31 protein-coding genes and 1 pseudogene are annotated in these 24,024 nt (G+C 34.5%); all 32 read right to left on the bottom strand.

The genetic code is table 11. The annotated features are described in order from the left end of the window. Positions 1 to 32: 32 nt before the first annotated feature. On the bottom strand, positions 33 to 284 hold the full coding sequence (locus T434_RS0100155; protein ID WP_162150538.1) for a hypothetical protein: 252 nt from the start codon (positions 282 to 284) through the stop codon (positions 33 to 35). A 30-nt stretch (positions 285 to 314) separates the two neighbouring features. Beyond that, positions 315 to 758: a hypothetical protein gene (locus T434_RS0100150; RefSeq protein WP_026399391.1), complete on the bottom strand. Its 444-nt coding sequence runs from the start codon at positions 756 to 758 to the stop codon at positions 315 to 317. 184 nt (positions 759 to 942) lie between these two features. Further along, positions 943 to 2,532, bottom strand: coding sequence for a recombinase family protein (locus tag T434_RS0100145; RefSeq protein WP_026399390.1), 1,590 nt, complete (start codon positions 2,530 to 2,532; stop codon positions 943 to 945). Then, positions 2,532 to 3,842 (bottom strand): recombinase family protein, encoded by a 1,311-nt coding sequence (locus T434_RS0100140; protein WP_026399389.1) that lies wholly within the window; start codon positions 3,840 to 3,842, stop codon positions 2,532 to 2,534. The genes T434_RS0100145 and T434_RS0100140 overlap by 1 nt, the downstream gene beginning before the upstream one ends. Position 3,843: 1 nt before the next feature. Beyond that, positions 3,844 to 4,053: an SHOCT domain-containing protein gene (locus T434_RS0100135; RefSeq protein ID WP_026399388.1), complete on the bottom strand. Its 210-nt coding sequence runs from the start codon at positions 4,051 to 4,053 to the stop codon at positions 3,844 to 3,846. Further along, positions 4,025 to 4,426 carry a helix-turn-helix domain-containing protein gene (locus T434_RS0100130; protein ID WP_026399387.1) on the bottom strand — a complete coding sequence of 134 codons (402 nt, stop codon included), beginning with the start codon at positions 4,424 to 4,426 and terminating at the stop codon, positions 4,025 to 4,027. Before T434_RS0100130 ends, T434_RS0100135 begins: the two co-directional genes overlap by 29 nt. A gap of 110 nt (positions 4,427 to 4,536) precedes the next feature. Beyond that, positions 4,537 to 4,812 carry a phage holin family protein gene (locus T434_RS0100125; RefSeq protein WP_026399386.1) on the bottom strand — a complete coding sequence of 92 codons (276 nt, stop codon included), beginning with the start codon at positions 4,810 to 4,812 and terminating at the stop codon, positions 4,537 to 4,539. Positions 4,813 to 4,824: 12 nt separating this feature from the next. Then, positions 4,825 to 5,127: a hypothetical protein gene (locus tag T434_RS0100120; protein ID WP_026399385.1), complete on the bottom strand. Its 303-nt coding sequence runs from the start codon at positions 5,125 to 5,127 to the stop codon at positions 4,825 to 4,827. A 26-nt stretch (positions 5,128 to 5,153) separates the two neighbouring features. Continuing rightward, positions 5,154 to 5,969, bottom strand: coding sequence for a glycosyltransferase family A protein (locus tag T434_RS0100115; RefSeq protein ID WP_026399384.1), 816 nt, complete (start codon positions 5,967 to 5,969; stop codon positions 5,154 to 5,156). A 14-nt stretch (positions 5,970 to 5,983) separates the two neighbouring features. Next, positions 5,984 to 7,534, bottom strand: coding sequence for a Hint domain-containing protein (locus tag T434_RS0100110; RefSeq protein ID WP_026399383.1), 1,551 nt, complete (start codon positions 7,532 to 7,534; stop codon positions 5,984 to 5,986). Then, positions 7,534 to 8,952, bottom strand: a complete 1,419-nt coding sequence (locus tag T434_RS0100105) for a hypothetical protein (protein ID WP_026399382.1) — start codon at positions 8,950 to 8,952, stop codon at positions 7,534 to 7,536. Before T434_RS0100105 ends, T434_RS0100110 begins: the two co-directional genes overlap by 1 nt. Continuing rightward, positions 8,949 to 9,389, bottom strand: a complete 441-nt coding sequence (locus T434_RS0100100; protein WP_162150537.1) for a hypothetical protein — start codon at positions 9,387 to 9,389, stop codon at positions 8,949 to 8,951. Before T434_RS0100100 ends, T434_RS0100105 begins: the two co-directional genes overlap by 4 nt. After that, complete coding sequence (locus T434_RS06200; protein WP_051614244.1) at positions 9,379 to 12,171, bottom strand: phage tail protein; 2,793 nt, start codon at positions 12,169 to 12,171, stop codon at positions 9,379 to 9,381. Before T434_RS06200 ends, T434_RS0100100 begins: the two co-directional genes overlap by 11 nt. A gap of 11 nt (positions 12,172 to 12,182) precedes the next feature. Beyond that, positions 12,183 to 12,359 carry a hypothetical protein gene (locus T434_RS07980; protein ID WP_168711531.1) on the bottom strand — a complete coding sequence of 59 codons (177 nt, stop codon included), beginning with the start codon at positions 12,357 to 12,359 and terminating at the stop codon, positions 12,183 to 12,185. 29 nt (positions 12,360 to 12,388) lie between these two features. Then, positions 12,389 to 12,766: a hypothetical protein gene (locus tag T434_RS0100085; RefSeq protein WP_026399380.1), complete on the bottom strand. Its 378-nt coding sequence runs from the start codon at positions 12,764 to 12,766 to the stop codon at positions 12,389 to 12,391. A gap of 3 nt (positions 12,767 to 12,769) precedes the next feature. Next, positions 12,770 to 13,378: a major tail protein gene (locus T434_RS0100080; protein ID WP_026399379.1), complete on the bottom strand. Its 609-nt coding sequence runs from the start codon at positions 13,376 to 13,378 to the stop codon at positions 12,770 to 12,772. Positions 13,379 to 13,380: 2 nt separating this feature from the next. Further along, complete coding sequence (locus T434_RS0100075; RefSeq protein ID WP_026399378.1) at positions 13,381 to 13,725, bottom strand: hypothetical protein; 345 nt, start codon at positions 13,723 to 13,725, stop codon at positions 13,381 to 13,383. Then, positions 13,722 to 14,153, bottom strand: a complete 432-nt coding sequence (locus T434_RS0100070) for an HK97-gp10 family putative phage morphogenesis protein (protein ID WP_162150536.1) — start codon at positions 14,151 to 14,153, stop codon at positions 13,722 to 13,724. The genes T434_RS0100075 and T434_RS0100070 overlap by 4 nt, the downstream gene beginning before the upstream one ends. Further along, positions 14,146 to 14,478 carry a head-tail adaptor protein gene (locus tag T434_RS0100065; RefSeq protein WP_026399376.1) on the bottom strand — a complete coding sequence of 111 codons (333 nt, stop codon included), beginning with the start codon at positions 14,476 to 14,478 and terminating at the stop codon, positions 14,146 to 14,148. Before T434_RS0100065 ends, T434_RS0100070 begins: the two co-directional genes overlap by 8 nt. 1 nt (position 14,479) lies before the next feature. Beyond that, entirely contained in the window at positions 14,480 to 14,797 is a 318-nt protein-coding gene (locus T434_RS0100060; RefSeq protein ID WP_026399375.1) for a head-tail connector protein, read from the bottom strand. A 20-nt stretch (positions 14,798 to 14,817) separates the two neighbouring features. Beyond that, positions 14,818 to 15,150, bottom strand: a complete 333-nt coding sequence (locus T434_RS06190; protein ID WP_051614243.1) for a head fiber protein — start codon at positions 15,148 to 15,150, stop codon at positions 14,818 to 14,820. 11 nt (positions 15,151 to 15,161) lie between these two features. After that, positions 15,162 to 16,352 (bottom strand): phage major capsid protein, encoded by a 1,191-nt coding sequence (locus tag T434_RS0100050; RefSeq protein WP_026399374.1) that lies wholly within the window; start codon positions 16,350 to 16,352, stop codon positions 15,162 to 15,164. Positions 16,353 to 16,354: 2 nt separating this feature from the next. Next, positions 16,355 to 17,092, bottom strand: a complete 738-nt coding sequence (locus T434_RS0100045) for a head maturation protease, ClpP-related (RefSeq protein ID WP_026399373.1) — start codon at positions 17,090 to 17,092, stop codon at positions 16,355 to 16,357. Continuing rightward, complete coding sequence (locus tag T434_RS06185; RefSeq protein WP_162150535.1) at positions 17,037 to 18,389, bottom strand: phage portal protein; 1,353 nt, start codon at positions 18,387 to 18,389, stop codon at positions 17,037 to 17,039. The genes T434_RS0100045 and T434_RS06185 overlap by 56 nt, the downstream gene beginning before the upstream one ends. Positions 18,390 to 18,402: 13 nt before the next feature. After that, positions 18,403 to 20,013 carry a terminase TerL endonuclease subunit gene (locus tag T434_RS0100035; protein ID WP_035357914.1) on the bottom strand — a complete coding sequence of 537 codons (1,611 nt, stop codon included), beginning with the start codon at positions 20,011 to 20,013 and terminating at the stop codon, positions 18,403 to 18,405. Between the two features lie 53 nt (positions 20,014 to 20,066). Beyond that, positions 20,067 to 20,267 carry a hypothetical protein gene (locus T434_RS0100030; RefSeq protein WP_026399371.1) on the bottom strand — a complete coding sequence of 67 codons (201 nt, stop codon included), beginning with the start codon at positions 20,265 to 20,267 and terminating at the stop codon, positions 20,067 to 20,069. Further along, positions 20,251 to 20,724 (bottom strand): gamma-glutamylcyclotransferase family protein, encoded by a 474-nt coding sequence (locus T434_RS07595; RefSeq protein WP_162150534.1) that lies wholly within the window; start codon positions 20,722 to 20,724, stop codon positions 20,251 to 20,253. Before T434_RS07595 ends, T434_RS0100030 begins: the two co-directional genes overlap by 17 nt. After that, on the bottom strand, positions 20,721 to 21,698 hold the full coding sequence (locus T434_RS06180; RefSeq protein ID WP_162150533.1) for an amidoligase family protein: 978 nt from the start codon (positions 21,696 to 21,698) through the stop codon (positions 20,721 to 20,723). Before T434_RS06180 ends, T434_RS07595 begins: the two co-directional genes overlap by 4 nt. Positions 21,699 to 21,809: 111 nt before the next feature. Beyond that, positions 21,810 to 22,034: a DUF4314 domain-containing protein gene (locus T434_RS0100020; RefSeq protein WP_026399370.1), complete on the bottom strand. Its 225-nt coding sequence runs from the start codon at positions 22,032 to 22,034 to the stop codon at positions 21,810 to 21,812. A 14-nt stretch (positions 22,035 to 22,048) separates the two neighbouring features. Continuing rightward, positions 22,049 to 22,264, bottom strand: a complete 216-nt coding sequence (locus tag T434_RS0100015) for a hypothetical protein (protein ID WP_026399369.1) — start codon at positions 22,262 to 22,264, stop codon at positions 22,049 to 22,051. A gap of 46 nt (positions 22,265 to 22,310) precedes the next feature. Further along, on the bottom strand, positions 22,311 to 23,585 hold the full coding sequence (locus tag T434_RS0100010; protein WP_026399368.1) for a site-specific DNA-methyltransferase: 1,275 nt from the start codon (positions 23,583 to 23,585) through the stop codon (positions 22,311 to 22,313). After that, positions 23,586 to 24,024: pseudogene (locus T434_RS0100005) on the bottom strand (S-adenosylmethionine synthetase N-terminal domain-containing protein); the annotation flags it as partial.

The raw sequence follows: 24,024 nt of genomic DNA, 5'->3' as shown, positions 1-24,024 counted from the left end.
TATAAAACAGTTATGCTAATCATTGTTTTCTATCAATCAATATCTTTAAGTTTGAAAACTGTGATTATTGCTGTTAAAAGACCTACGGCAAATGATACTCCGTCATAAGCTAGGAGTCCAGCTATAGCTTTCATTACTTTTAATAGCCCGGTTACATTTTCACCAGATGATACAATCGCATTATCAATAGATTCATAAAGAATATTGAAAACTACATCTGATATTGCCCATGCCACTATTCCAAAAACAAGAACTTTAATTATTTTTATTACAACTTCAACCATTGAAACACCTCTTTAATCTCACACGAAACTCTACAATATATCCTTTGCCCTTTTTATGTACTCCAAAATATAAAAATCCAATTTATCTATCTTATTAACTACTTCTATATTTTCAAACTCTTCAAGATAGTACTTAGTGAATGCGAATGCGTCAAGTTCTATTTCTTGAGCTATGTAGTTACTACCATTGCTATCCATGTTTGAACTATTAATAACACCTTGTAGTTCTTTTTTCCATCTTTTGGAACGCTCATTAGAAAATAAACTCACATAAAATATTTGAAAAACGTGTCTATATTCATGTGCGATACTTTTAGCACATTCCTCATAATCATTCTCATACTTTTTGTTGATAGCAACATAGTTTTCTTTTATGTAAAGTCTACTGTCATCAGTTAAATCTTCAAACTTGATATCAAGAGGATCAATACCGAGTCGATTAGCTATTCTTATACATAATGGTTTTAAATCCAAGTACCGTTCACCCCTTTACATAAAACCTCAAAAGTGATTATTAAAGCCTTGTATATTGGCATTATTTGAATCGTAAAAATGAAAATTATATCACATAAATTATATCATAAATAACACTATTTTTGGATGAAAAGTTAAAAAACAGCCACCTTTCATGGCAGCTGTTCTAATGGTGATCTCATAGTTATTTTACATTAATCTCTTGTCCATTTCTGAATAAGAATGTTATAGATTTATCTTCATGAACCGTTGCTTTATCGACTAGATAATTCCACACATCCTCATCCCATTCTGATAGAACATTTGGTCTATATGCTAAATCAGCTATAAACGCATTCAAGTTCTTTGCCTGTGCTTTTTTGTTTCTAACCTCATCTTCAAGCTCATTTACTTTATTGATAATTTCAGCATACTCTTTGTCATACTCATCATATTTCGCTTGATATTCTTCTTGAGATATTGGCTCAGTTGAATTTCTATCGATTAGATTTTGAACTAGAATGATGATTTCATTTGACCTTATTTTCAAGTGCTCAATTTCATTTTCTAATTCACTTGAATTATCAAGTATCTTTATCATATCCCTACAATTAGATATAACTTTACCCTTATCTCCCATAAAAGTAGTATATGCATTGAGAAATTTTGTTATAACATCTTCTTCGTTAAGTGTAGGTGTCTGGCATTTTGAATGATTTTTATTAAACTTGTCATTGCATTGATAGACAAGTCTTCTATATTTGCTTGTTGAATGCCATACCTTTTGTCCATAAAAGCTACCGCAATGAGAACATATAAGTTTACTCGAAAAGGCACTCTTGCATTTATAACCTAAGCTTAGATTTTTTCGTCTGTCTAATTCTACTTGAACTAAATCCCATTGATGGGGTTCAATAATTGGATCATGATGCGCCTCTACATAAACCTGGTCAACTTCACCATTATTCTTAACAAGTTTATGTTCTAAAAAATCTTTTACATAAGTTTTGCAGATAAGTGCATCACCTTTATACTTTTCATTTCTTAAAATACTCTCAAGTGTTGATATTCTCCACTTATCCTTACCCATAGGTGTTTTATATCCATTATCTTCTAGAAACTTAGCAATGTAAGTTAGCGTTTTTCCTTTCATAAAAAGTTTATATATCAGCCTTACAACTTCAGCTTGTTCTTCATTTATAACAAACCCTTTTTTAGGATCAGTTGGATGTTTATCGTACCCTAAGAAATGTTTATATGCTAATGAGGCAATACCATCATTGTATTTTTTCCTTTTACCCCATTTAACGTTCTCACTGATGTTCCTACTTTCTTCTTGTGCTATACTAGCCATAATCGTTAACATTAACTCACCACTAGAATCAAATGTATAAACGTTTTGTTCTTCAAAGAAAACCTCCACACCATGCGATTTTAATTCTCTTGTTACGCTAATTGTATCTAAAGTGTTACGTGCAAATCTAGTCACTGATTTTGTAATAATTAAGTCGATTTTACCATTTAAAGCATCCGCAATCATTTGATTAAAACCTGCTCTATTCTTTCGATTAGTTCCTGATATCCCTTTATCAGTGTAGATTCCAACGTACTCCCATTCTGGTTTGTCAGTGATATACTTTTTGTAGTAGTCTACTTGTGCATCATATGAACTTAATTGTTCATCTTGTAATGTTGATACACGAGCATAGGCGGCAACTTTTCTTTTGTATAAAGCGTTGTTTGGTAACTGAGTTATTGGATTTAATTTTGATGGTATAATTGTTACTTTAGCCATTATTTATTACCTCCAATATTGCTTTTTTTCTTTCGTTTCATCCCATCTAGTCTAGCCTTTTCTCTCATCGCTTCAGTCCAACAATCACTTCTTTTTGGTGTTTCCCAGATTACTTCCTTTTGCTCACCATTGTTCATTTTGAAGATAAGTTTGTTTCCATTAAAAATTTCAATCTGCGATACCAATTGATCTAGTTTATGCGAATCAAACTCGTCTATATTTAGTGCTTGGCATGTTGCATTTCTCAAAACATCATCTCTCACTTGTTTTGAATTACAGTATGCTTTACCTAATTGCTCATATGTTGAGCATACCCAATACTCCAGGTACTTGTTTTTCTTGTGTTTATAACTTCTACCACAAACACCACATCTTAATAAACCTGTAAATGGATAGAGTGTAAAGGTAACTTTATGATTTTTTGATAATCGTTCAGCCCTAATTCTTTCAGTATTTTCAAACTGCTCTTTACTGATTATTGGCTCATGATTATTTGATACATGATATTTATCCAATTCACCATAATTAATTTTGGTAGTTTTAGTTATATGGTTTTCACGATAAGTCTTTTGAAGAATTAAATCACCTGTGTAATTATAATTTGTTAGTATTCCTCTAACTGACGATCTATACCATAACTTACCAAAGTAAGACTTGATTCCATTATTATTTAGAGTTTTAGCAATCTTGTCTTCTCCATAGCCTTGTTCGTATAGATTAAAAATTAATCTTACTATTTCAGCTTCTTCTGGCACTACTACAAATTGCCCACCTACGATTTTATATCCTAGACAATTCTTTCCACCATAAATCTTTCCTTCACTAAAATTTTTCTTAACCCTCCACAGCGAGTTTTCTGAGCTTATCCTTGATTCTTCTTGAGCATAACTTGCTAGTATTGAAATTAGTAATTCTCCATCATTGCTTAATGAATGAATGTTTTGTTCTTGAAAGTAAACATCAACATTGATTTCTCTTAATTCTCTAATCGTCTGCAGTAACGTCTCAGTATTACGTGCAAATCTAGAAATAGACTTCGTAATGATGATATCAATTTTTCCATCCTTTGCATCTTGAATCATCCTTTGAAAAGCATTTCGTTTGCTCTTAGTTCCCGTTTGACCTTCATCAGAATAAACCCCAGCATATATCCAATTCTTGTTTGATTGAATGTAATTGCTGTAATAACTGACTTGAGTTGAGAGACTATGAAGCATGGCATCTTTATCCGATGAAACCCTCGTATAAGCAGCAACCTTAACCAACTTTGGAAGTTCGGTTTGTTTTTTTATTATCTTAATTTCTGCCACTTTATTCCTCCTTTTTTTGTATTATATTAATCACTCTAAAAGGGGATATTATCAAGTCATTTAAACGATAAATGCTCGTTTCTTTTTGATTATATTTTTCAGCCATCTTCTGTTCGATTTTAATGTAGTCTTGTTCTTTAATTAAACCTTGTTTTGCCATTGCTCTTGCTTGAAACATTGCATTAAGATAGTTGATCGTGTCTTTGTCCATAGCCTATTCTCTCCACTTTGTTTTTAAAGAAGCAATCTCGTGAGCAATACTTTCTATTTAAACTCTTATATGTTAAAAAGTTATTGTGACAATGAGAACATTCAACAAGATAATCTGGTTTACGTTTGATTTCCTTTTTATGATTTTTCCAATATTCCATTCTGCACTTGTCACAACAAAACGTTTTTTGTCTATGACCTTTTGATTGTTTTAATTTTGAACTACACTGTAAGCAAAATGTATCTTCTCTATCCATTGATTTACAGAACGAACTAATGGTACTTTTTGAAAGATTTAGTATCTCAGCAATTTTCCCATAACCTAACCCTTGTGCTCGAAATTGTTTTATTTGATTTTTTTCTTGATTTGTCATAAAGATTACCTCCTTCAACATATGGAGAAATAAGGCACCTTTTGACCACCCTATAAAATAAAAAAAGCCTACCGTGTAAAATCCGATAGGCTTATTCGCTATAAATCTATTTATTTTGTAAGTTGTTTAACAATTTGATTTGATCCAGTTGAAGCTAGTCCACTCGCTGCTCCAATGATAGCTGATACTACTAGGTTACCTGCAGGAAGAATGTCTGGGATAAAGAAATAACAAATAATCCCAGAAACAGCACCTAAGATTAGTGCAATTAAGGGAATGAACCTTAGAAACTTTTCATTGTTATTGAATGCTTTCTTCAAGATTTCGATCAAAGTGTAGATTGCTGCTGTAATTGCAGGAACAGCAATAATGTTTACAAATTCCATTGTTGATTCCTCCTATTTTTTTGCATTTTGTTCTAAAAGATATTCATAAAGCTCATCTTTGACTTCTGTGTAGTCTTTGATTGCTTCTTTTAATTCACCGTTGGTTTTCCCATCACGTATTGCTATTGCTTCTGCGTATGTTAGTTTTCCAATGGCATCAATTAGTTTCAAGATTAGAACACTCTCTTTGAAACTAGCCTTTGACTTCTCATCATCTACTTTTTCTTTCTTCTCAAAGTATCTCTTCAAAAAGAAAAGCACCGTTCCTGAAACGATGCTTGCAACAATTGAGAACACTATTGCTAAATACTCCATCTTTATGTCTCCTTTTTAGGTTTGGACTACCTTAAGTCCATTTTAAAATTAATTGTATACATACCTAATTCCTGAAAGTAATCCTTGAATGCATCATGAACTTTCTTGCTGTTATAAGTGAAAACATAATGTAGATATTCATAGTACGCTTCTTGAATTTTTCCATCAGAAATCAGTCGTTCAATTAAGTGACACATTACTATTTGTGCTTGATCATACCAGCCATTATTCTTCCTGTTATGAACAGCTGACTTTGGATGATATCTATAAAATAACACTGGCTTATTCAATCTTTTTCTATTACCTGTATAGTATTTTGGCAGTGTTTCAAGAATTACATCTCCTGCTAAAAACACACTCTCATCAGAAGATATATTGTTATTTATTAAGAACTCTCTTCTAAAAATTGAGCATCCCATGATAGAAAAGCTGTAATAATCAGGATAAAACTGTGATGTCAGATTTTTCTTATTTTCCCATAAAGCACCAACAAACATTAAGTCTAAGTTTTGAGTTGATGATAATTCATCAAGTACGTCTTGCAAAGTATCGTCTATGAGATAATCGTCTGAATCAAGGAACCAAACAAAATCATCCTTCGACAATCCTAATAACTTATTTCTCATCTTTGAAGTGCCACAACGTTCTGCTATTGAGCATTCAATTGAGTAATTGTACCCATCAAAGTCTGATTGTTGGAATACTACATCATCACCATCATTCAGGATACATACCTTTACTTGATTAAAGTCGATATTCTGTCGATTGATCGAATCTAACATTCCTTTTAGCTGTTCTAGTGGTTCTTTGTAATGTGCTATTAAAATTCCTAGTTTTGCCATATATTTTCCTTCCTTTATTGATATGCACCAAAGAGACTCATAACAGCCAAATTGTGTAAACTGTATTTTTCATAGTGTTCTGAGATTATTGGACTGATATTTTCATCATTGGTAATAAAGAATGAATTACCTTCCGCAAGGACTATATGATATGTAGGTTGAATTATAGTATCAATTTCAATACTTACAACCTCAACCAAATCATCATCAAACGTTTTTAATTTATCACCAACATTTAACACGGTCTGAACTTCTAAATATTCATTAGGTTCACAGCATTTCCATCCATCTATTGTTAAGAAACTGTGAGTAGCAGTTGCACCAATAACTGCACCGTTGCTTAAAGTAATCTTTCGGATGTTTGAAGTTCCATTTCTAATTTCAATTTCATCTACGATTGTTTCAGAAATTGCTTCATTGATTGCATCATAAGTAAGAATCATATCACCAGATTCTATGTCTTCAATTTTCTTATAACCAGTTGTTGTCTTAATAAGAGTTCCAGCTACTAAACAAATATCAACCATTCCTCTAGCTTTGAAGGTATCTGAATCACTTGATGCTCCACTTATAAACGTAATTGAACATGATAGTTCGCCATAACTGGTGATACCTTCAGTATTTGCACCATCATTATAAATAGTGATTTTTCCATCAACATACGCTCTAACAAATGCTGTATAACCACCGGAAGTTGTTATAGTTTTTTCAACGTATGAGTTGCTGGTTGTACCATTCAGTGTCACCGATGTTGGTGTTCCACCAGAGAATGAGTATTGGTGGTAAATCATCTCAGAATATTCAAAATTGTAATAGGTATTTAGAATCGTACCATTTAGTTTATTGTTAATATTGAATGATGACATTGTGTAAACTACTTTGTTACTTGTAACACTGTCATTGAAGTTTGTTCCTTTTGCTTTTACGCTAATTTGATACATTCCTGGTTCAGTTAATCCAGCATCGGATAATGCTGATGCAATGTTAATCGATGTTGATGTAGCACCTTCAATAATTAAGTGTTCAACACCATTTTTGGTTGCGTATATGTCATACCCAGAAACAAAACCACCATTAGATGTGTTATCCGTTATAGTTAGAATAGATCCTGAAAGAGAAATAGATGGTGCATAAAGTGTCGGTCTAACATTATCAGCAGCTCTTACTATAACTTTTGATAACAGTTTCCCAGCAGACGGCAGAATTTCTTGCATTTCATCACTAGGTGTGATTATTTTTGATTCTGTTTTTATGTATTTGGTAACTGGTAATCCTTCTGAAGCTCCTGATACATAACCCGGATTATCGACCGATGCAATTGGTGTAATTAATAGACCATAGTCGGATTCTGTATCGCTAATAAAGTCTGCATCAACGGTAACCGTCGTAAAGATATTTGTTTCTGGCATTGTACCAACTATTTCCTGTTTTAATGAGTTGACGATTTTCTTGCCGAGTCTAACATCACTTGCTTGTGCATCAACATGACTTACATCAGCAAAACCACTTTTGACTTTTCTAATAGCTGCATCAAGTTGTGCCCCTGTATATGTAATTCTTGCCATTATCCAACTACCTCCTCAATAAATGAATCAATATCTTCTAGCGAATATTCGCTAATATAATCTTCTGTTCCAACGATACCAATAGGATCACCATTGACATCTTCAACAAGAGTGTTTGATGAATCATAAAGATATACATTGTCGATTTCAGTCAAACTTTTAAGCACCATCGTTCCAGTGATTGCACCATTAAAACTGATAGATTGAGTAAGAACTAAAGCTGAGATGAAACTGTTATAAACCGTATCCATATAAATTTTGTCTAAGCAATCTAGTTCTGGATTGCCACGATATTTAACAGTATGTGTCAATCGATATTGAAGATAGTTTGCAACATGATAAATAAGGTCAGATTGCATTGTTGAATCTGTAATAAGTGTATTTTTTTCAACATCGTTTGCTCCATTTGGATCAGCTGAAATATAGGACTCAACCATCCTAGTACTTGTATTAATCTTCTTTCCTACAACAGTTACTGTATATGTACCTGAACCAATCAAAGTAAAATCTGCAGCCGAAGCATAAGTGTGAACATTAGTTATTTCGCCGCCATCTGATGTTATTACTTGATCTGTAGATGCATCGTATTCTATATGAACATCAGTCTCTCCATCAACTTCTATCAAAGACTCAAATAACGTTGATTCAGAATCAGCCACTGTATAAATATAAAGATTGCATTGAACTTTATGTAATGTTTCAATTTTAGAAATGGTATCTCCATTGATAGCTATTGAACTTAATGGTAGATAAAATTCATCTGGAGTCTGTGCAACAGAAAATGGCTTTATTTGTATAACTCCATTACTACCAGTTCTTAAAGTACATCTAGTTGCATGAGCTATAAGTTGCAGACAGTTTGCATGCGTTGTGATAGGCATTGGTGCGTTTGTGTACATATCCATCAAAGTTGCATCGATTGAATAATTATCTACTCCTGCATCCTCTAATACATCTACAGCTAATTCATAGAAACTTTTTGTACCATAACTACCTTTATAATAGTTTTTGGTTAAATGATTTAATTTGGTACTAGCTTGGAATGTTGCAACTCCTCCATTAAAAGTAGGTCTACCAGACAGCAAATAATAATCCGGTTCTAACCATTCAATGTTATTTGGAGTTAATTCATATCCAAATTGAATTGTTATTTTTGCATTTTCATCAAGTACATTCCATTTACCACTAGGATTTGATGGATTGTAACTGCCTTCATAATCAAAAATAGAGAATGATAATGTTTCCTTTGGAAGTCTTCTTGTTAACGGATCAACGTCAGTAGCCTTTTGTATGGAAGCAATGTCAGAATCAAGAAATTGATATTCATTTCCACCAGAGTTAATTATCATTTTTACATGGGAACGATTACGATATTGATTCGACATTGAAGTTGCATAACTTTCACTTACTGTTTTCATACATCTACATTCCCCATATCAACAACAGTGATTCTGCAGTTTTCTAAAAAGCGTGGCATTCCATACTGTGCATGACTTGGATTTGAGTTTGGTCGATATGGTTCACAGCTTGGATTTTCACAATAAAACTTTTTAATCTGCCAAATTCCTAAATTAAAATTGAAGTATTTACAATAAAAAAACATTCCATTTGCTTCAATCCAATTGTTAATCTCCCACCACTTATTACAATCCATTACTACCCATGAGAGAGTTTGCTTATCTTTTGATCTACCTATTACCTGTGCAACGATTGAACCATCTGCACTTTCTTGAGTTTGAGCTTTTCTACTTGTTTCAAATGTTCCACTTGTAGGAAAGGGAACCTCAAGTGTTAGATTCTCACTATTGGTTCCCCAGTACATAAATCCAGGTTTCATTCTAATATTAATAGGCATTTGAAAAATCACCTTCATTCACTGTTAATCCACGCTTTTTTTCGTATCTTGTATTTGCTCTTCCAATTTCTTCATCACCAATTGACACAATGACGTCTTTATCAAGAAGCTGTCTTAATATCTTGTTTTGTTCACGAATTAGATTAAGCTGCTCTCTTAAACTTTCATTGCTGCTTCCAATCATAGTACCATTGGTATAAGTGTTTGGATATTCATTTAGGATTGGTTGTTTTACTGAATCATATAGGACACTTCCAATATTTGATCTTGCTGCTATATCAAATTCAGTAGGAATAGACTTCTTCATTTCATCTTCCACTGTTCTCATACTATCAACAAAACCTACACCTAAACCTTCACCCATGAATTCACCTATTCCAGCAAAGACTTTCGATGGTGATTTAATACCCAAGAAATCTTTTACACCTTGAACAATACCACCAAAGAAATCCGATACTTTATTAGACAACCATTCACCCATTGATTTGATGCCTTCCCAAAATCCTCTTACCAAATCCATACCTGCATCTTTAAGTTTATAAAATAGATTTTTGAGAGCATTCACTATACCATCTATAATCGTAGGAATCTGCGTCACAATCATCTTTAATAACACTGGTAAGTTTTCAACAAGTGCTTTAAATAAAAATAAGACACACTCTATCAACATTGGTAAACAGTCAATTATCGCAGTGATAATGTTGCCAATGAGATCAGGTAAAGCCCCTATAATCATCAAAATAATTGTTGGCAAGTTTTGAACTATTACTTTAACCAATGTGATGACTGCATCAATAATGCTTGGAATTGCTTCAATGATTGCCGTTATCACACTTTGTATAATTTGTGGAATCATTGTAACAAGTGAATCAATGATTATTGGTAGGGTGTTTACGATTGATTGGATAATAGTAATTACTGCATTAATAATGTCTGGAATCGCAGCCAAAATTGCTTGAATGACTACTGGTAACACATCTCCAATTAAGTTTACTAAATCCGGAATAGCACCAATTAACGAATCCACTATTTGAGTTATAAGAAGCAAAATGACATTGATGATTTCAGGAAATGAGCTAACCAGTATCGTCACAACTTCTTTCATGCCTTGAAATACGAATGCTAAGAGTTGTGGTAGTGAACTTTCAATAGTTTTTGCTACTCCCTTTATCAACTTTAATACCGCTTGTATAAGTTCAGGAAGTGCAGAGATAACCTTTGCAACAATTGATTTAATCAGCTCGATTATCATTGGAATGACGACAGGTAATGAGTCAGCAATTTTATCAACTATTAAGTTTGTAATGAGGACTATTGAGTCAATTAAAACTGGAAGGTTCTCAATTAATGTGTTAGCAAAGATACCTATGATTTGTCCTGCTGCTGAACTTATCTGTGGTAAAGCATTAAATAATCCAGAAACTATAACGGTTAGTATGGAACTTGCTGCACTTACGATTTCTGGTAAATTTGCAACAATAGTGTTACCGATTGACTTAAGAACTGTTCCTATTAAACCAATGATTGATGGGACAAATTGCATGATTCCACTAATTGCTTTTGGAACGATATCACTAATTACTGAACCAATTTTCTCTAAATCTCCATTAGCATTTAATACCCCATTTGTAAACTCACCAAGTAGGTCAACACCATTTCCAGCGAGATTTGATAATAATGGCAACAGGATAGTTCCCAATGCATTTTTTGCTGCAGTCGCTCCGTTTTTTAAGTACTGCATTTGATCATCAAGTGCACCATAAGCAACCAGCATTTCATCACTTAAAACATATCCTGCTTTTTGTGCTTCACGTCCCAATTCATTTAAGACTTTTGAACCTGATGTGATTAATGGATTTAATTCTTGTGCAGAACGACCAAGCAAGGTCATCGCTAACGCATCACGTTCAGTTTCATTTTTAATCATTCCTAGTGAATCGATGAGTTCCCAATACACAGTGTCACTGTCTCTGAAATTACCATTAGCATCAAAGACGGACACACCTAGTCGTTCATAAGCATCAACAACATTCTTATTGCCTTCTTCAAAAGACTTCATCGATTTGATGTTTTTGGCCATTGAACTTGTTAATGTTTCGACCGATACATCCACTAATTCTGCTGCATACATGTATTCTTGAAGTTTGTCAGTAGCGATGCCTGTGACAGTTGCTGTTGTTAGAACCTCATCTGCATACTGAGATCCACCAATAGACATATCAATAAGTGCTTTTCCTGCACCTATGGCAGCTGCTGAAATTGCTGCTGCAGCTACTGCAATAGTTGAAGCAACTGCTTTGACTACTTTACCTAATGCTTCAAAGCTTACACCAGCATCTTCAGTTTCATCTTTTGTATCTTTAAGTTCCTCACCTAGATCATCGACTTTGTCTTTTGCAACACCTAAACCAGTGTTTGCATCATCTAAAGTAGCATTGTTCTTAGCTAATGATTTCTCTAAGCTGATAAGTTCTGATTGAGCATTATTAAGTTGAATAGCCCAGTTTTTAGTTCGGCTGTCATTTTCACCGAACGATTCAGTTGAGTTTTTTAAGGCATTTCTAAGAGTTTCAATCTTTTTCTTTTGTGCATCAATCGATTTTTCTAGTACGGCATTTCGAGCTGTTAATGCTTGCACAGATTTATCCTGGCTATCAAACTGAGACTCTACTAGTTTCATTTCTGAACCCAGTACTTTCATTGATGAATTAATCTCGTAAAGGGCTTGTTTAAAGGCTTTCTCACCTTCTATACCAATCTTGATACCAATGTTATCTGCCATAGACTCACCTCCTAAATGCCAAATGGAATAACATCATCTATTGTTCTTGTTTGCTTAGGCTTTGCTATTCCGTTGAATTGCTTATAGATTTCCCATTGATCCAATAAATGACCAATAGGCATAAACCATACTTCCTGTTCAGTTCTATTTAATAAAACTGTTCCATAAAAGATAAGTCGAGCAAACAACTCATCATCTCGTGAATCATCTGCTCGACCTAAATGTTTTTTGACTTTTTTTCTTCACTTTCAACTTCACGTTTTGTACCTTTAATTAGTGCTTCACTGATTGCTTCTTTATAACTAGCTAAATCAAATGGACTAGTTAATAATTCGACTTCATCAGTTGTTAAAAGTGGTAAATTATCTGCTTTATTTTGTAGGTTTTTAATCTCGATCGATTGATTTGCAAGTAAGGTGATAAGCCATATAATTTCATCTAATGCTAGTTCAAAGTTTTCATTTTGCATCAACTTATCACCTAAATTTGCTAATCCTCCATATCGTTTTGCGATTTCCTTTGTTGCACGAGTAGTGAGGATTAATTGATACTCTTGATCACCAATTCTAATATTCGCTGCTCTATCGTTAATCATGTTTTACTCCTCCTCTTCCTCGATTTCTTCCGTTTCATATGAGGGCTCATATACAGTTGTGAACCACCCACTAATTACTTCATTAGATACTCCAGAGACTCCTTCTGTAACCTCCGCTTTCCACGGATGTTTATTCAAACCATCTAGCTTATTTCTACGTGTAATGGTTCCTTCAATAGATGGTGTTGAAAACTCAATAGAGTCACCTCTTGTTTTTAGTGTAGTTGAAGGAATACCAAAGATTACTCTGTATAACCAGAAATATCGATAGTTCCCATTAGCAGCTTTAGCTCTAAAACCAATTGCGACAGGTTTTGGTTCATCTTCACCAGTAGAGATTAAAACACCATTTTTGTCTAAGGTTGAACCAGTTAAATCTTGTGCTGATTGAACACCAATATCATCAATTCCAAGTGTCAATGTTCCACTCTTGAATTCTTTAATTGTCGTGTCGGCACCATCATCTGCGTATAAAATTGCTTCCATTAATTCAACTGCGATATCAGCTTCAATTGCTTTTGCTAATTGGATAGGTGTACCATAGGTTTCATTCCCATGTTCATCTTCTGTGATTTTTGCGTAATAAAGTTTGTCTAAACCGATTGTAGCCATTATTAATTTCCTCCTAATAAATAATTTTTTGCGACATCAATCGCATAATTGTTATAACCTGTATCATCTTCATGATCGACATATCTACGAGCGGTTATAGTTATCTCGTTTGACATAAGTGCTTGTTCGATTCTTGATTTTGCTTCTAAATAATTACCTTTATCAAATAAAGATATTCGCACTTCCTCAACATTCATATTCGGTGTGTTATCTCCATGTAAAACAAAGGTGTCCACTAATGGAGTTAAAACAACATACCTGTTTGGTGCTTTTCCAGAAAACACTGCAGTTTCACATGGGATTTTTAAATCAGTAAAGATCGCTTTTAGTTCACCTAATAAACTCATAACTTATTTACCTCCTCATCCAGTGTTCTTACCATAGTGTCCATTACTGCTTGTTTTGACTTTCTTAGAGCTGGTTTTAAGAATGGTTTTGCCTGTTGATCACTCTTACCATACTCTAGAATATTTGCAATCATAGCGTTTGACTTTCCGTCCGGTCTATCTTCATCAAAACCAACCTTAATATTGAAATTACCATTCTTGTCTTGTCTTACACTTGATGTACCAAGCGAAGCTAAAAGTTCACCGGTTGATTTAGAAGGTAGCTTTGTTTTTTTACCAATCACTATTTGTAAGTTAGAACGAACTTCCGATTCAAGTACTTTTGAACCCTCTTCTAAAACTTTAGTAATTATTAGATCTGTTTTTGATCCTAATTTTGAAAGCTTTATAAGAAAGTCTTCTGGCATTTTAATAACCATCTTAGCCATGAGGTTTTACCTCCTTAACTAAGCATTCAACATACATGTTTCTCCCTTTGATATTTTCAACTGAAGTGATTTTAAAATGAGAATCACCGTCATATATAAGCATGTCTGTTTTGATTTCTAAGTTAGGAATAACTCTAAACTGATAAAGATCTGTTGCATCTGAAAAAGCCGCACGATTCGCCCACTTGCGGCTTCCGTGCCTTCCTTCTCTGTATGCTCGTACTTCTGCTAAAACTTCCACAGTGGGCAAATTAAAGCCCTCAGAATCGATTATGTGGTCTTCTCTAACAATCTTAATGAAACGATCCATTCTAGATAATCCCATATTAAACCTTCCATTCTCTATCAAGTCTTAATAGTCTATTCACTGTGTTCCACACTTGCTGTCCAGCTGATGTATTATCAGCATAAAATCCACCTGTAGAGCCATCTCGGCTTTCATAAAAATGGCTCGACAACATAATAATTGCTTGTTCAGTTGTTGGTGGTATCACATGAGTCTGGTAATAGTTAACTTCTAAATGCTGATAACTTTCAGCATATGAAACAGCAGCAGAGATGAAACTACTAATCAGTTCATCATCTTGTGAATGTTCAAGTATTAAATTCTTTTTTACCTTGCTTAATAAATCAACAGTAGCCATATCTGCTGCCCTCCTTTATGCTAGTTTCCTTCTAAGGATTCACCATCTTTATTTTCATCTTCAGGTGTTTCAACTATTGGTTCATCAGTTTTCATCACTCCAGCATTTTTTAATTTAGCTAATAATGCATTAAAATCAGCTACTAAATCTGCTAAGGTTGATGCATCTGAATCAGTTTGATTTTCTGCTTGTTTCACTAAACCTGCAGTCTCAATTGATGCTAATGGAACATCCGGTGATAGAGTGACTGGTAATCCTGTAATGGTAGCACCTTCTTTGATTTCAAGAGTGCCACCGATCACAGTCTTCTCACCACCTTGTTCGGTGTAGTTTTTCACATTGTACTCACTCATAATTAGTCACCTTAGTCCTTAATCTTAAGAACTTTGACTGCTTCTGGAAGTACGAGTTTGCCATCGACTCTTTCTTTAGCAACAAAACCAACTAATCCATTACCAGCAAATAATTCTTTTAATTGACTGAATGAACGAGTACCTCTGTCACCAATGTTATAGTAAGAAAAATCACCAAATGCGATAACCTTATTACCAGCAGCTATTTCAGGTACATAAGCAGATGTATAAACTGGATAACCTAATATTTTATCAGGCTCACCAGCTACGCTTGATGGTTGCCAAATATAACTACCATTACCGTCTTTTAACTTACGAATAACCGCAATAGTTGAATCATTCATAATAAATGCAGCATTTTTTCTGTAAGGACGTTTTAGAGAGTAAACAAGATTAATAATTTCATCATATGTTGGAGTGTTTCCGCTTGTAGTTACACCAATTTCTGCACCACCTGTATTAGCAAAAATACCTAGAGGTTTACCTATTCCATTACCATTTAAGAATGCATTTTCTTCTGCATTTGCTAGTGCTTTTGCAAAAGCAGATGTTAGGTAATTTTCAAGGTCAAATGCTGAATCGTATAAAAGTTCTTCTGTTACTTTAACTGCAACACATAATTTGTGAGCATCAAGTAAGATTTGAGAAAACTTAGCATCATCAAATGTGATTGTTTCTCCTTCATCTGTCCAAGCTGCTGCTGGCTTAGATGCTGCAATATTAATCTTGTGATCACCAGATGTCTCAATTGAAGTACCTAGTAATCTGATGATGTTTTCAGTTTCTAGTTTTTCAATAAGTCTACCATCGATTTCTTCCGGAACTAAATAACCACCATCAGTGTCCACATTTTCTTGTAAAACATTACTAATGGATCTAAAGTTTGTTCTTAGAGCTTTCATTAAAGCATCTTTATAAGCTTTTGAACTACGACCAGTTTTATCTTCCTTATGATCATCTGATGACATAGGTTTTAAGGTGATAGGTTCAGATACTGGTTTGCTCATAATCTTTTCTAAAGCTGCTGCTCTGTTCATTCTTTCAATTTCATTTGTAAGTTCTACCATTTCTGTTTCCATAGCAGAATACAACTTGTCATCCTCAGCAGAAAGTACACCTTTTTCATTTCTGTGAGTGTTTAAGAAAGCATTCATTGCTTCCCATTTTGCTTTACGCTTTTCCAATAATTCATTGATCGTCATTTTTACTTTCCTCCTAAATTGAATAATTTTTCCATGACTTTTAATTGGTTTTTTAATTCATCTACATTTCTACCAGTGAATTGATTTGCTTTATCTTTTGTCTTTGCTGTCATTTTATTAAGTAGTGCAGCATCTACTTTTCTTTGACTGAATACATACGAATCCTTCATGTTTGCAGTTTTCTTATCCTCTAAAAGAGCATCTGCAAAACCAAGTTCAATTGCTTTGTACGCATTCATCCATGTCTCTTCATCCATTAGACGAGAGAGTTTTGCCCTTGATAAGCTTGTTTTGATTTCATAGGCATTGATGATTGACTCTTTTACTTCTTCGAGCATTTCAATCGTCTTTTGCATTTCAACATGATCACCAAAAGCAGTTGTCATAGGATTGTGAATCATCATCATTGCTGTTGGTGCCATTAAAACTTTTGAACCAGCCATCGCAATTACTGATGCAGCACTAGCAGCCAACCCATCAATCTTTACTGTGACTTCACCAGGATATTCCATCAACATGGTGTATATTTGACTAGCTGCAATACAATCTCCACCAGGTGAGTTAATCCAAATAGTGACAGGACCTTTGCCCTGAAACAACTCATCTTTGAACATTTGTGGTGTGATTTCGTCATCAAACCAGCTAGTTTCAGCGATTGTTCCATAAAGTTCAAGGTTACGAATTTCATTTGGTTCGTTTAGTGATTCGTTTGTCCACTTCCAGAACTTCTTTGTTTTCACTTTGTGTTTCCTCCTTCTTTTCAATTTCTTTATCTGAATCAAGATCATTACTTGAATCATTTAATTTCGCTTGTGCATATGCACCAGCTAAGCGTAATGGTAAGAAATTACCATTGCAGTAGTAATCATCTCCACCAAGTTCGGTTGGAATTAAATCCATATTTTCAAGTCTTCTAACATCATTTGGTGACATGAATCCATTTTGTATTCCTGTTGCATATCCACTCATACGGCTTGAGTAGTCACCACGAAGTAATCCATCCACATTGAATTTGAAGAATAACTCTCGCTTTTCATTGAAATTAAAAAGAGCCTTCGCTAATGAAGACTCAAATCGAATAACCCAGGGATCAAGAGTGTACATAACAAACTCTAATGATTGCTGTTCTATGTTAGAAAATGATGATTTATCCAAATCACCAATCATATGTGGTGGAACTCTAAATATTCGTGCAATTTCATCTATTTGGAACTTTCTGGTCTCAAGGAATTGTGCTTCAGATGGGTTAATAGAAATTTGTGTGTATTTCATTCCCTCTTCCAGAACAGCTACTTTATTTGAATTTTTAGATCCGCCAAATTGGCTCATCCATGCATCACGCACTTTTTGTGGATCCTTAATAGTTCCTGGATGTTCTAAAATACCACTCGGTGTTGCACCATTTGCAAAAAACTTACTACCGAACTCTTCTGTGGCTAAAGCTAAACCTATCGCATTTTTTGCCATTGCAATGGGAGAGTAACCTACAAGTCCATCAAAACCTAACCCTGGAATATGGAGTACATCCTTTGGTAGTAGGACATAGGTTATTTCTTTTGAGCTACCACGTTCATCGACTGTTTTAGAGTATTCATAATAGAGTTGTCCATTCTCATCTCTTTCAACTTTCATTCGATTAGGCATCAATGGATATAAGGCTACAACTTCACCTTTTCCATTTCTAATAATTTGGGCGTATGCATTTCCCCACAAAAGCAGATGAGTCATTAGTGTTTCTCTAAAAACAAAACTAGTCATCTCTGGGTTAGGTTCATCGTGTAAGAGGAAATAAAGTGGATGATCAGTTGCTTTTTCCTTATTTCCTTTTTCACCATACCTATAAAGATGAAGTGGTAAAGATGCAATTGTTTCTGAGATAACCCTAACACACGCATGTACAGCTGTAATTTGCATAGCTGTTCTTTCATTGACAGTTTTGCCAGCACTACTATTTCCCATCAAAAAAGTATATTGAGATGACAATGCTTTGTCTTTAGGTTTATCTCGTGGTTTAAAAATATGACTGAACATTCCCATAAGTATTTCCTCCTTAGATAAATAGAATACCTCTTGAATCATAGACTGATTCATTTGTAATACCTTGATTTCTTAATGCCCTATCCAGTGCCATAACAGTTGCCACAGCACCATCAATTTTTTCTACTGATTTTGATTTATCCATCTTAATGTTTCCAGCTGGATCTTCTCTGATTGAAATATTATCCATCATCCAATGAAGGACTGGATTTCCATTATGTGCGATTCGTTTGCCAACAACTAAATTCATAAGTTCTTTAGTAGGAGGACTCATATCTTTAAAACCCTGTCCAAAGGGAACAACTGTAAAACCCATATATTCTAAATTTTGTGTCATCTGAACAGCTCCCCATCGGTCAAAAGCAATCTCTTTAATGTTGTATTTCTTTCCAAGTTCTTCGATAAAGTGTTCTATATAACCATAGTGAATGACATTTCCTTCGGTTGTCTCTAAATAGCCTTGTTGTGTCCATAAGTCATAAGGAACATGATCTCTGATTACTCTTTGTTTCATATTCTCTTCCGGTATCCAAAAATAAGGTAGGATATGGTATTTATCTTCGTTTTCATTAGGCGGAAACACTAGTACAAAGGCGGTAATATCCATAGTAGATGACAAGTCTAATCCACCATAACATACACGACCTTCCAAGTCTTCAGGTTTGAAATTAACATAGCAGTCATCAAACTTACGCATGGGCATCCATCTCTTTTCTTGTTTAACCCACTGATTAAGTCTGAGTTGCCTAAATGTATTTTCTTCACTTGGCATTTGTTTTGCTGATTCACATGCTGCTCTTACTTTTTCTATATCTACGGTTATTCCAAGACTAGGATTTGCCTTTTTCCACACTTCAGGATCAGTCCAATCTTCATCCGGATCTGTACCATAAATAACAGGGTAGAAAGTTGGATCTATCTTTCTTCCTTCAAGAATATCCTTTGCCTTTTGATGTACTTCATAACATATAGAGTTTGTATCATCACCAGCTGTAGTAATCAAAAAGAATAGAGGTTGTTTTCTAGCATCACCAGAACCCTTCGTCATAACATCATATAGTTTTCTATTTGGTTGTGCATGCAGTTCATCAAAAACTACGCCATGAACATTAAATCCATGTTTCGAGTATGCCTCAGCTGAAAGAACCTGATAAAAACTATTTTTATATTCGATTCTGTTTTTAGATTCAGAAATCTTAACAGTTCGCTTTAGATACTTATTAAGTTCAACCATCTTTTTTGCCACATTGAAAACAATCTTCGCTTGGTTTCTATCAGCAGCACAACCATACACTTGAGCACCTTCCTCAAAGTCTGCACAAGTAAGTAAAAGAGCGACTGCTGCTGCAAGTTCACTCTTTCCTTGTTTCTTTGGAATTTCAATATAAGCTGTATTAAACTGCCTATACCCATTCGGTTTTAAAATACCGAAAACATCTCTTATTATTTGTTCCTGCCAATCTAAAAGCTCAAATGGTTTATTGTACCAAACTCCATCTGTGTGTTTTAATGATTCAATAAAGCATACAGCTCTATCAGCTGCTTCTTTGCTATAGTAGGAGTCTTTGGCTTTGAACTTGGTAGGAACATATTTTTTTAGTTTACCCAAAACCTCAACCTCCATTTGCGTAAAGAAAAAGCCGACTATTATCGACTCATTCATTTTGATATTAGATTTTAAAGTTCATTACTCTTTAGAATGGATTGTATAATCTTATCAATTTCATCAGGTTTTAGTCCAAGTCCTTCTAACGCTTGTCTTGTCCCACAAGTAGGGCAAATTGGTGTTTGATTATCAACTCTTGAAATTGCAGGATGACCTTTGTATTCCTTACCACACAAAGGACAAGTCTTTAAAAAATCAGTTGTTGTTTTCATTGGTAACCTCCATAGTTCTTTTTAATGCATCTTCTAGATACTTAGGACTAAATCCAAATGTCTTGTAACCTTCAAGGCATGTCATCACATAGGACTTTGAAGGCATCCCTACATCTCGATCTTCGTGCATGATATAAACGAATGCTTTCTTTCTATACTCAGATCCTGTTTTGATGCCTTTGATATTAATCTCAACATCGGTCTTATAATAAAAGGTTGGATAACCTTCGTATCTGTCAAGTGCTTGTTCATCGAGTTCAGTTACTTTCCAAATTGCAACTGGTAGTGATTTTCCTTCTGCTTTTTCAATTGTCAGGTAACCACCAGTTTTGCTACCTTTGAAAAGTAATTCATAATCTTCAATAAACCCAGTTCCAACGACCTTAGCAGTTGGACATCTTCTTTTCATCTGGTTAACATTGAGGTTGCTTCCGTAAGCAATATAATATTTACTCATACAGCACCTCCAATTGATGTTGCTTCAGAAGTAGGTCTTATCCCACTTCTGAAACTTGCATCACCTGATAATCTCTTTGTTAAGAATTCCCTCGCTGTTGCGAATTCTTCACCGATGAATCCAAGTCTTAGTAACCAAGTTCTCATTGCGTACTTTGGATTCTCGTTTTGTTGTGGCTTTGGTGAGGCTCCTTTGGCTTCCTTAGCCATTTGACTTAGTGCTAGGCATAATTGAATGTAACTCTTTAATTGACCTGCGTGAAGCCCATTTTTTTTGCGATCTTGTGGTGCATCGAATTGGAATAATCTAAATTCAATTGTTCCCTTTGTGAAGGTTGCATGGAAATTTAACATACGGTATCTTGAGCCATTGTAATGGTTGCTTCTTTGATAATCTTCATTTTGGCTTTTGTACCAAACATCTGCAAAACCACTCATTGTTGATGGTTTCTTTTTGTTTAATGCTGCTAGAAATCTTGGATCAACCATCTTGCAGTATCTTCCGATTCTGTTTCTATCAAGGTCTAATGCTTCAACCAGCAATCTTTCATGACTTGCCATGATGTTTGTTAGGTTTCTCATAGTCTTTGGTGTGTGACCATTAGCTCCAATGTGAATGTGGACTCCACACATTCTTGTTGCATCACTTTTCGCTCCAGCCTTTCTTAAAATTCTGATTATCTCTTGTAATGCATCGATATCTTCATATTTTAGTATTGGTGTTACCATTTCGCATTTTTCATCGTCTGGTCCTGCAATGCTTACATCCTTTTGAAACTTCCAAATTCTACCGTTTGTGTCTTTGCAAGCCCATGTTGAATACCCGTATTCGCCTGCAGCGTTCCATGCTCTTGTTCCAAAGAATGCGGCTAATAATTCAGCTGCCTTCTTTCTTGTAATGTTATTCATTTCAATTTCAACTCCGATGGTTTGCTCTTTCATCTTGTTGATTAAGTTTTGAACTTTTTCTTTCATGTTTAATCCTCCTCAAATGGTATGTATATTTCCTTTTGTCGTGTATATATATCACTCTAAAGGCAATTAATATCAAGTCATTTGAGAAGTGTTTTTTAACTATTTTTGATATTACTTTTTTGGCTCAGTTATGACCTTAAACAGGTCTTCACCATACACAATATTTAGGGAACTCCCATTATCCCAATGAACTAAAATAGATCCAATATCATCGACTCCAACTACAGTTCCTTTTGAACCAACAGGTGGTGCTTGAAAGTCATCCATTTTCAAGAGTTCGATTCTTGTTCCTTTAGGGTATTCTTTCCTTAACATTTCAACAATTTTATCAAGCATTTCTATACCTCCATTTAGAGTTCTTTTCCGTTTTTGCCAATCAACTTTATTTGAGAGATTGTTCCATCGTGAAATAACCTCAAAGCATACTCAAGTGCTTCTTTTTCAGTCCACTTAAGTGAGTTGATGTAGTAGTTAACTAAATACTCCATTCCAGAGTATCTTGTGTCATACTTTTCACATACTGCTTTAAGTTCTACTCTTAATTCATCTACTGTTTTTTCTGCCATTTCTATACCTCCTTTAAGGTACTATATATATCACTCTAAACGGCAATTATAGCAAGTCATTTGTGCTATTTATTTCGACTTTTCTGACTACATCCAAATAAGAAACTTTTACACCATTTCTAATGCAATAAACATTGTCTACATCACCTGTGTTCTCTACGTATCTTCTTAGGATTACGGATGCATATTTCTCATCAATTTCCATTGTGTAACAGATACGATTCGTAAGTTCACAAGCCATTAATGTCGAACCAGAACCACCAAATGTATCAAGTACAACTGCATTTTCTTGTGAACTATTTTTTAAAGGATATGATAATAAATCTAGTGGCTTACTTGTTGGATGATTTTCATTTCTCTTTGGTTTTTTAAAGTTCCAGATAGTTGTTTGCTTTCTATCTGAATACCAGCTATGTTTCCCATTCTTTAAGAATCCATAAAGCACTGGTTCATGCTGCCACTGATAATCAGATCTTCCTAAAACGAGTGAATCTTTTACCCAAATGCAACATCCAGCCAAATGTAACCCTGCATCATGAAATGCTGATCTAAAATTCAAACCTTCAGTATCAGCATGGAAACAATAAGCTGATGCACCTGGTTCGCAATGATCAACCATGTTTTTAAATGCTTTAAGTAGGAACTGATAAAACTCTTCATTCTTTAGTGAATCATTTTTAATTTTAAGTCCACTGGAACTAGTGAATGAAACACCGTAGGGCGGGTCGGTCAGAAGCAAGTTTGCTCTTTTACCATCCATGAGTTTGTTGACATCATCTGGATTAGTAGCATCACCGCAAACTAAAACATGGCGTCCAACAATCCAACGATCACCATATTCGACAAATGCTGCTTTTTCTAAAGCTTCCGTTAAATCGTAATCGTCATCTTCTATCTCTGCTTCATCGCTTTTGAATAGGTTAGATAGTTCCTTTTCATCAAAACCAGTAAGAGATAAATCAAAGCCTAAATCAGATAATCCTTCAAGTTCTACTGCTAATAGTTCTTCATCCCAACCAGCATCAAGAGCCATTCTGTTATCAGCTAGAATGTATGCTTTCTTTTGAGCATCAGATAAATCTTCAACAAATACACATGGAACCTCTCTATAACCTTCAGCTTTTGCAGCTTCAAGTCTTCCATGTCCTGCTAATAGATTGTATTGTCTATCGATGATTAAAGGGTTAATAAAGCCAAACTCTCTAAGAGATGATTGCAGTTTCTTAATTTGTTCTTTAGAGTGAGTTCTAGCATTATTTGCATAAGGAACTAGTAAATCAACATCGACAAGTTTGAATTCTTTAACAGAAGTCTTTGCCATTTATACCAATCCCCATTCTGCAAATTTCTCAAAACCACCTAGATCATTAATATACTCACGAGCAATCTCAACTATCTCAGCATATGGTCTACCATCGATGATTTCATCACCAATTGCACAGCAAAGTTCAATAGGCACTCCAGTCTCTTGTGCTTTTAAGAAACAATAGATGTTTAAACTAACATCTGCTTTAGATAGGTCTTTACCATGAAGACCACCACCAGTAACAGAATCAGCCATATCAGAGCCAAGTTTTCTATTCGTAGCACCTGAGTCAACATCAGTTCCACCTGTCCAATCTCCTAATGGATTGATTTCAGCATCAGGGTATTCTTTTCTTAAATCATCAGTTGATGCATTACTCTGGCATATGATAAGTCTTGTTCCATTGATGATATATTTGCCATCAAATGTGTATTTATTAAAAATGTCTCTTGCA

The sequence above is a fragment of the Acholeplasma equifetale ATCC 29724 genome (assembly GCF_000687735.1).
Taxonomy (GTDB): Bacteria; Bacillota_I; Bacilli_A; order Acholeplasmatales; family Acholeplasmataceae; genus Acholeplasma; species Acholeplasma equifetale.
The sequence above is the reverse complement of the archived record's forward strand: the minus strand, read 5'-3'. Positions and strand labels throughout refer to the sequence as shown.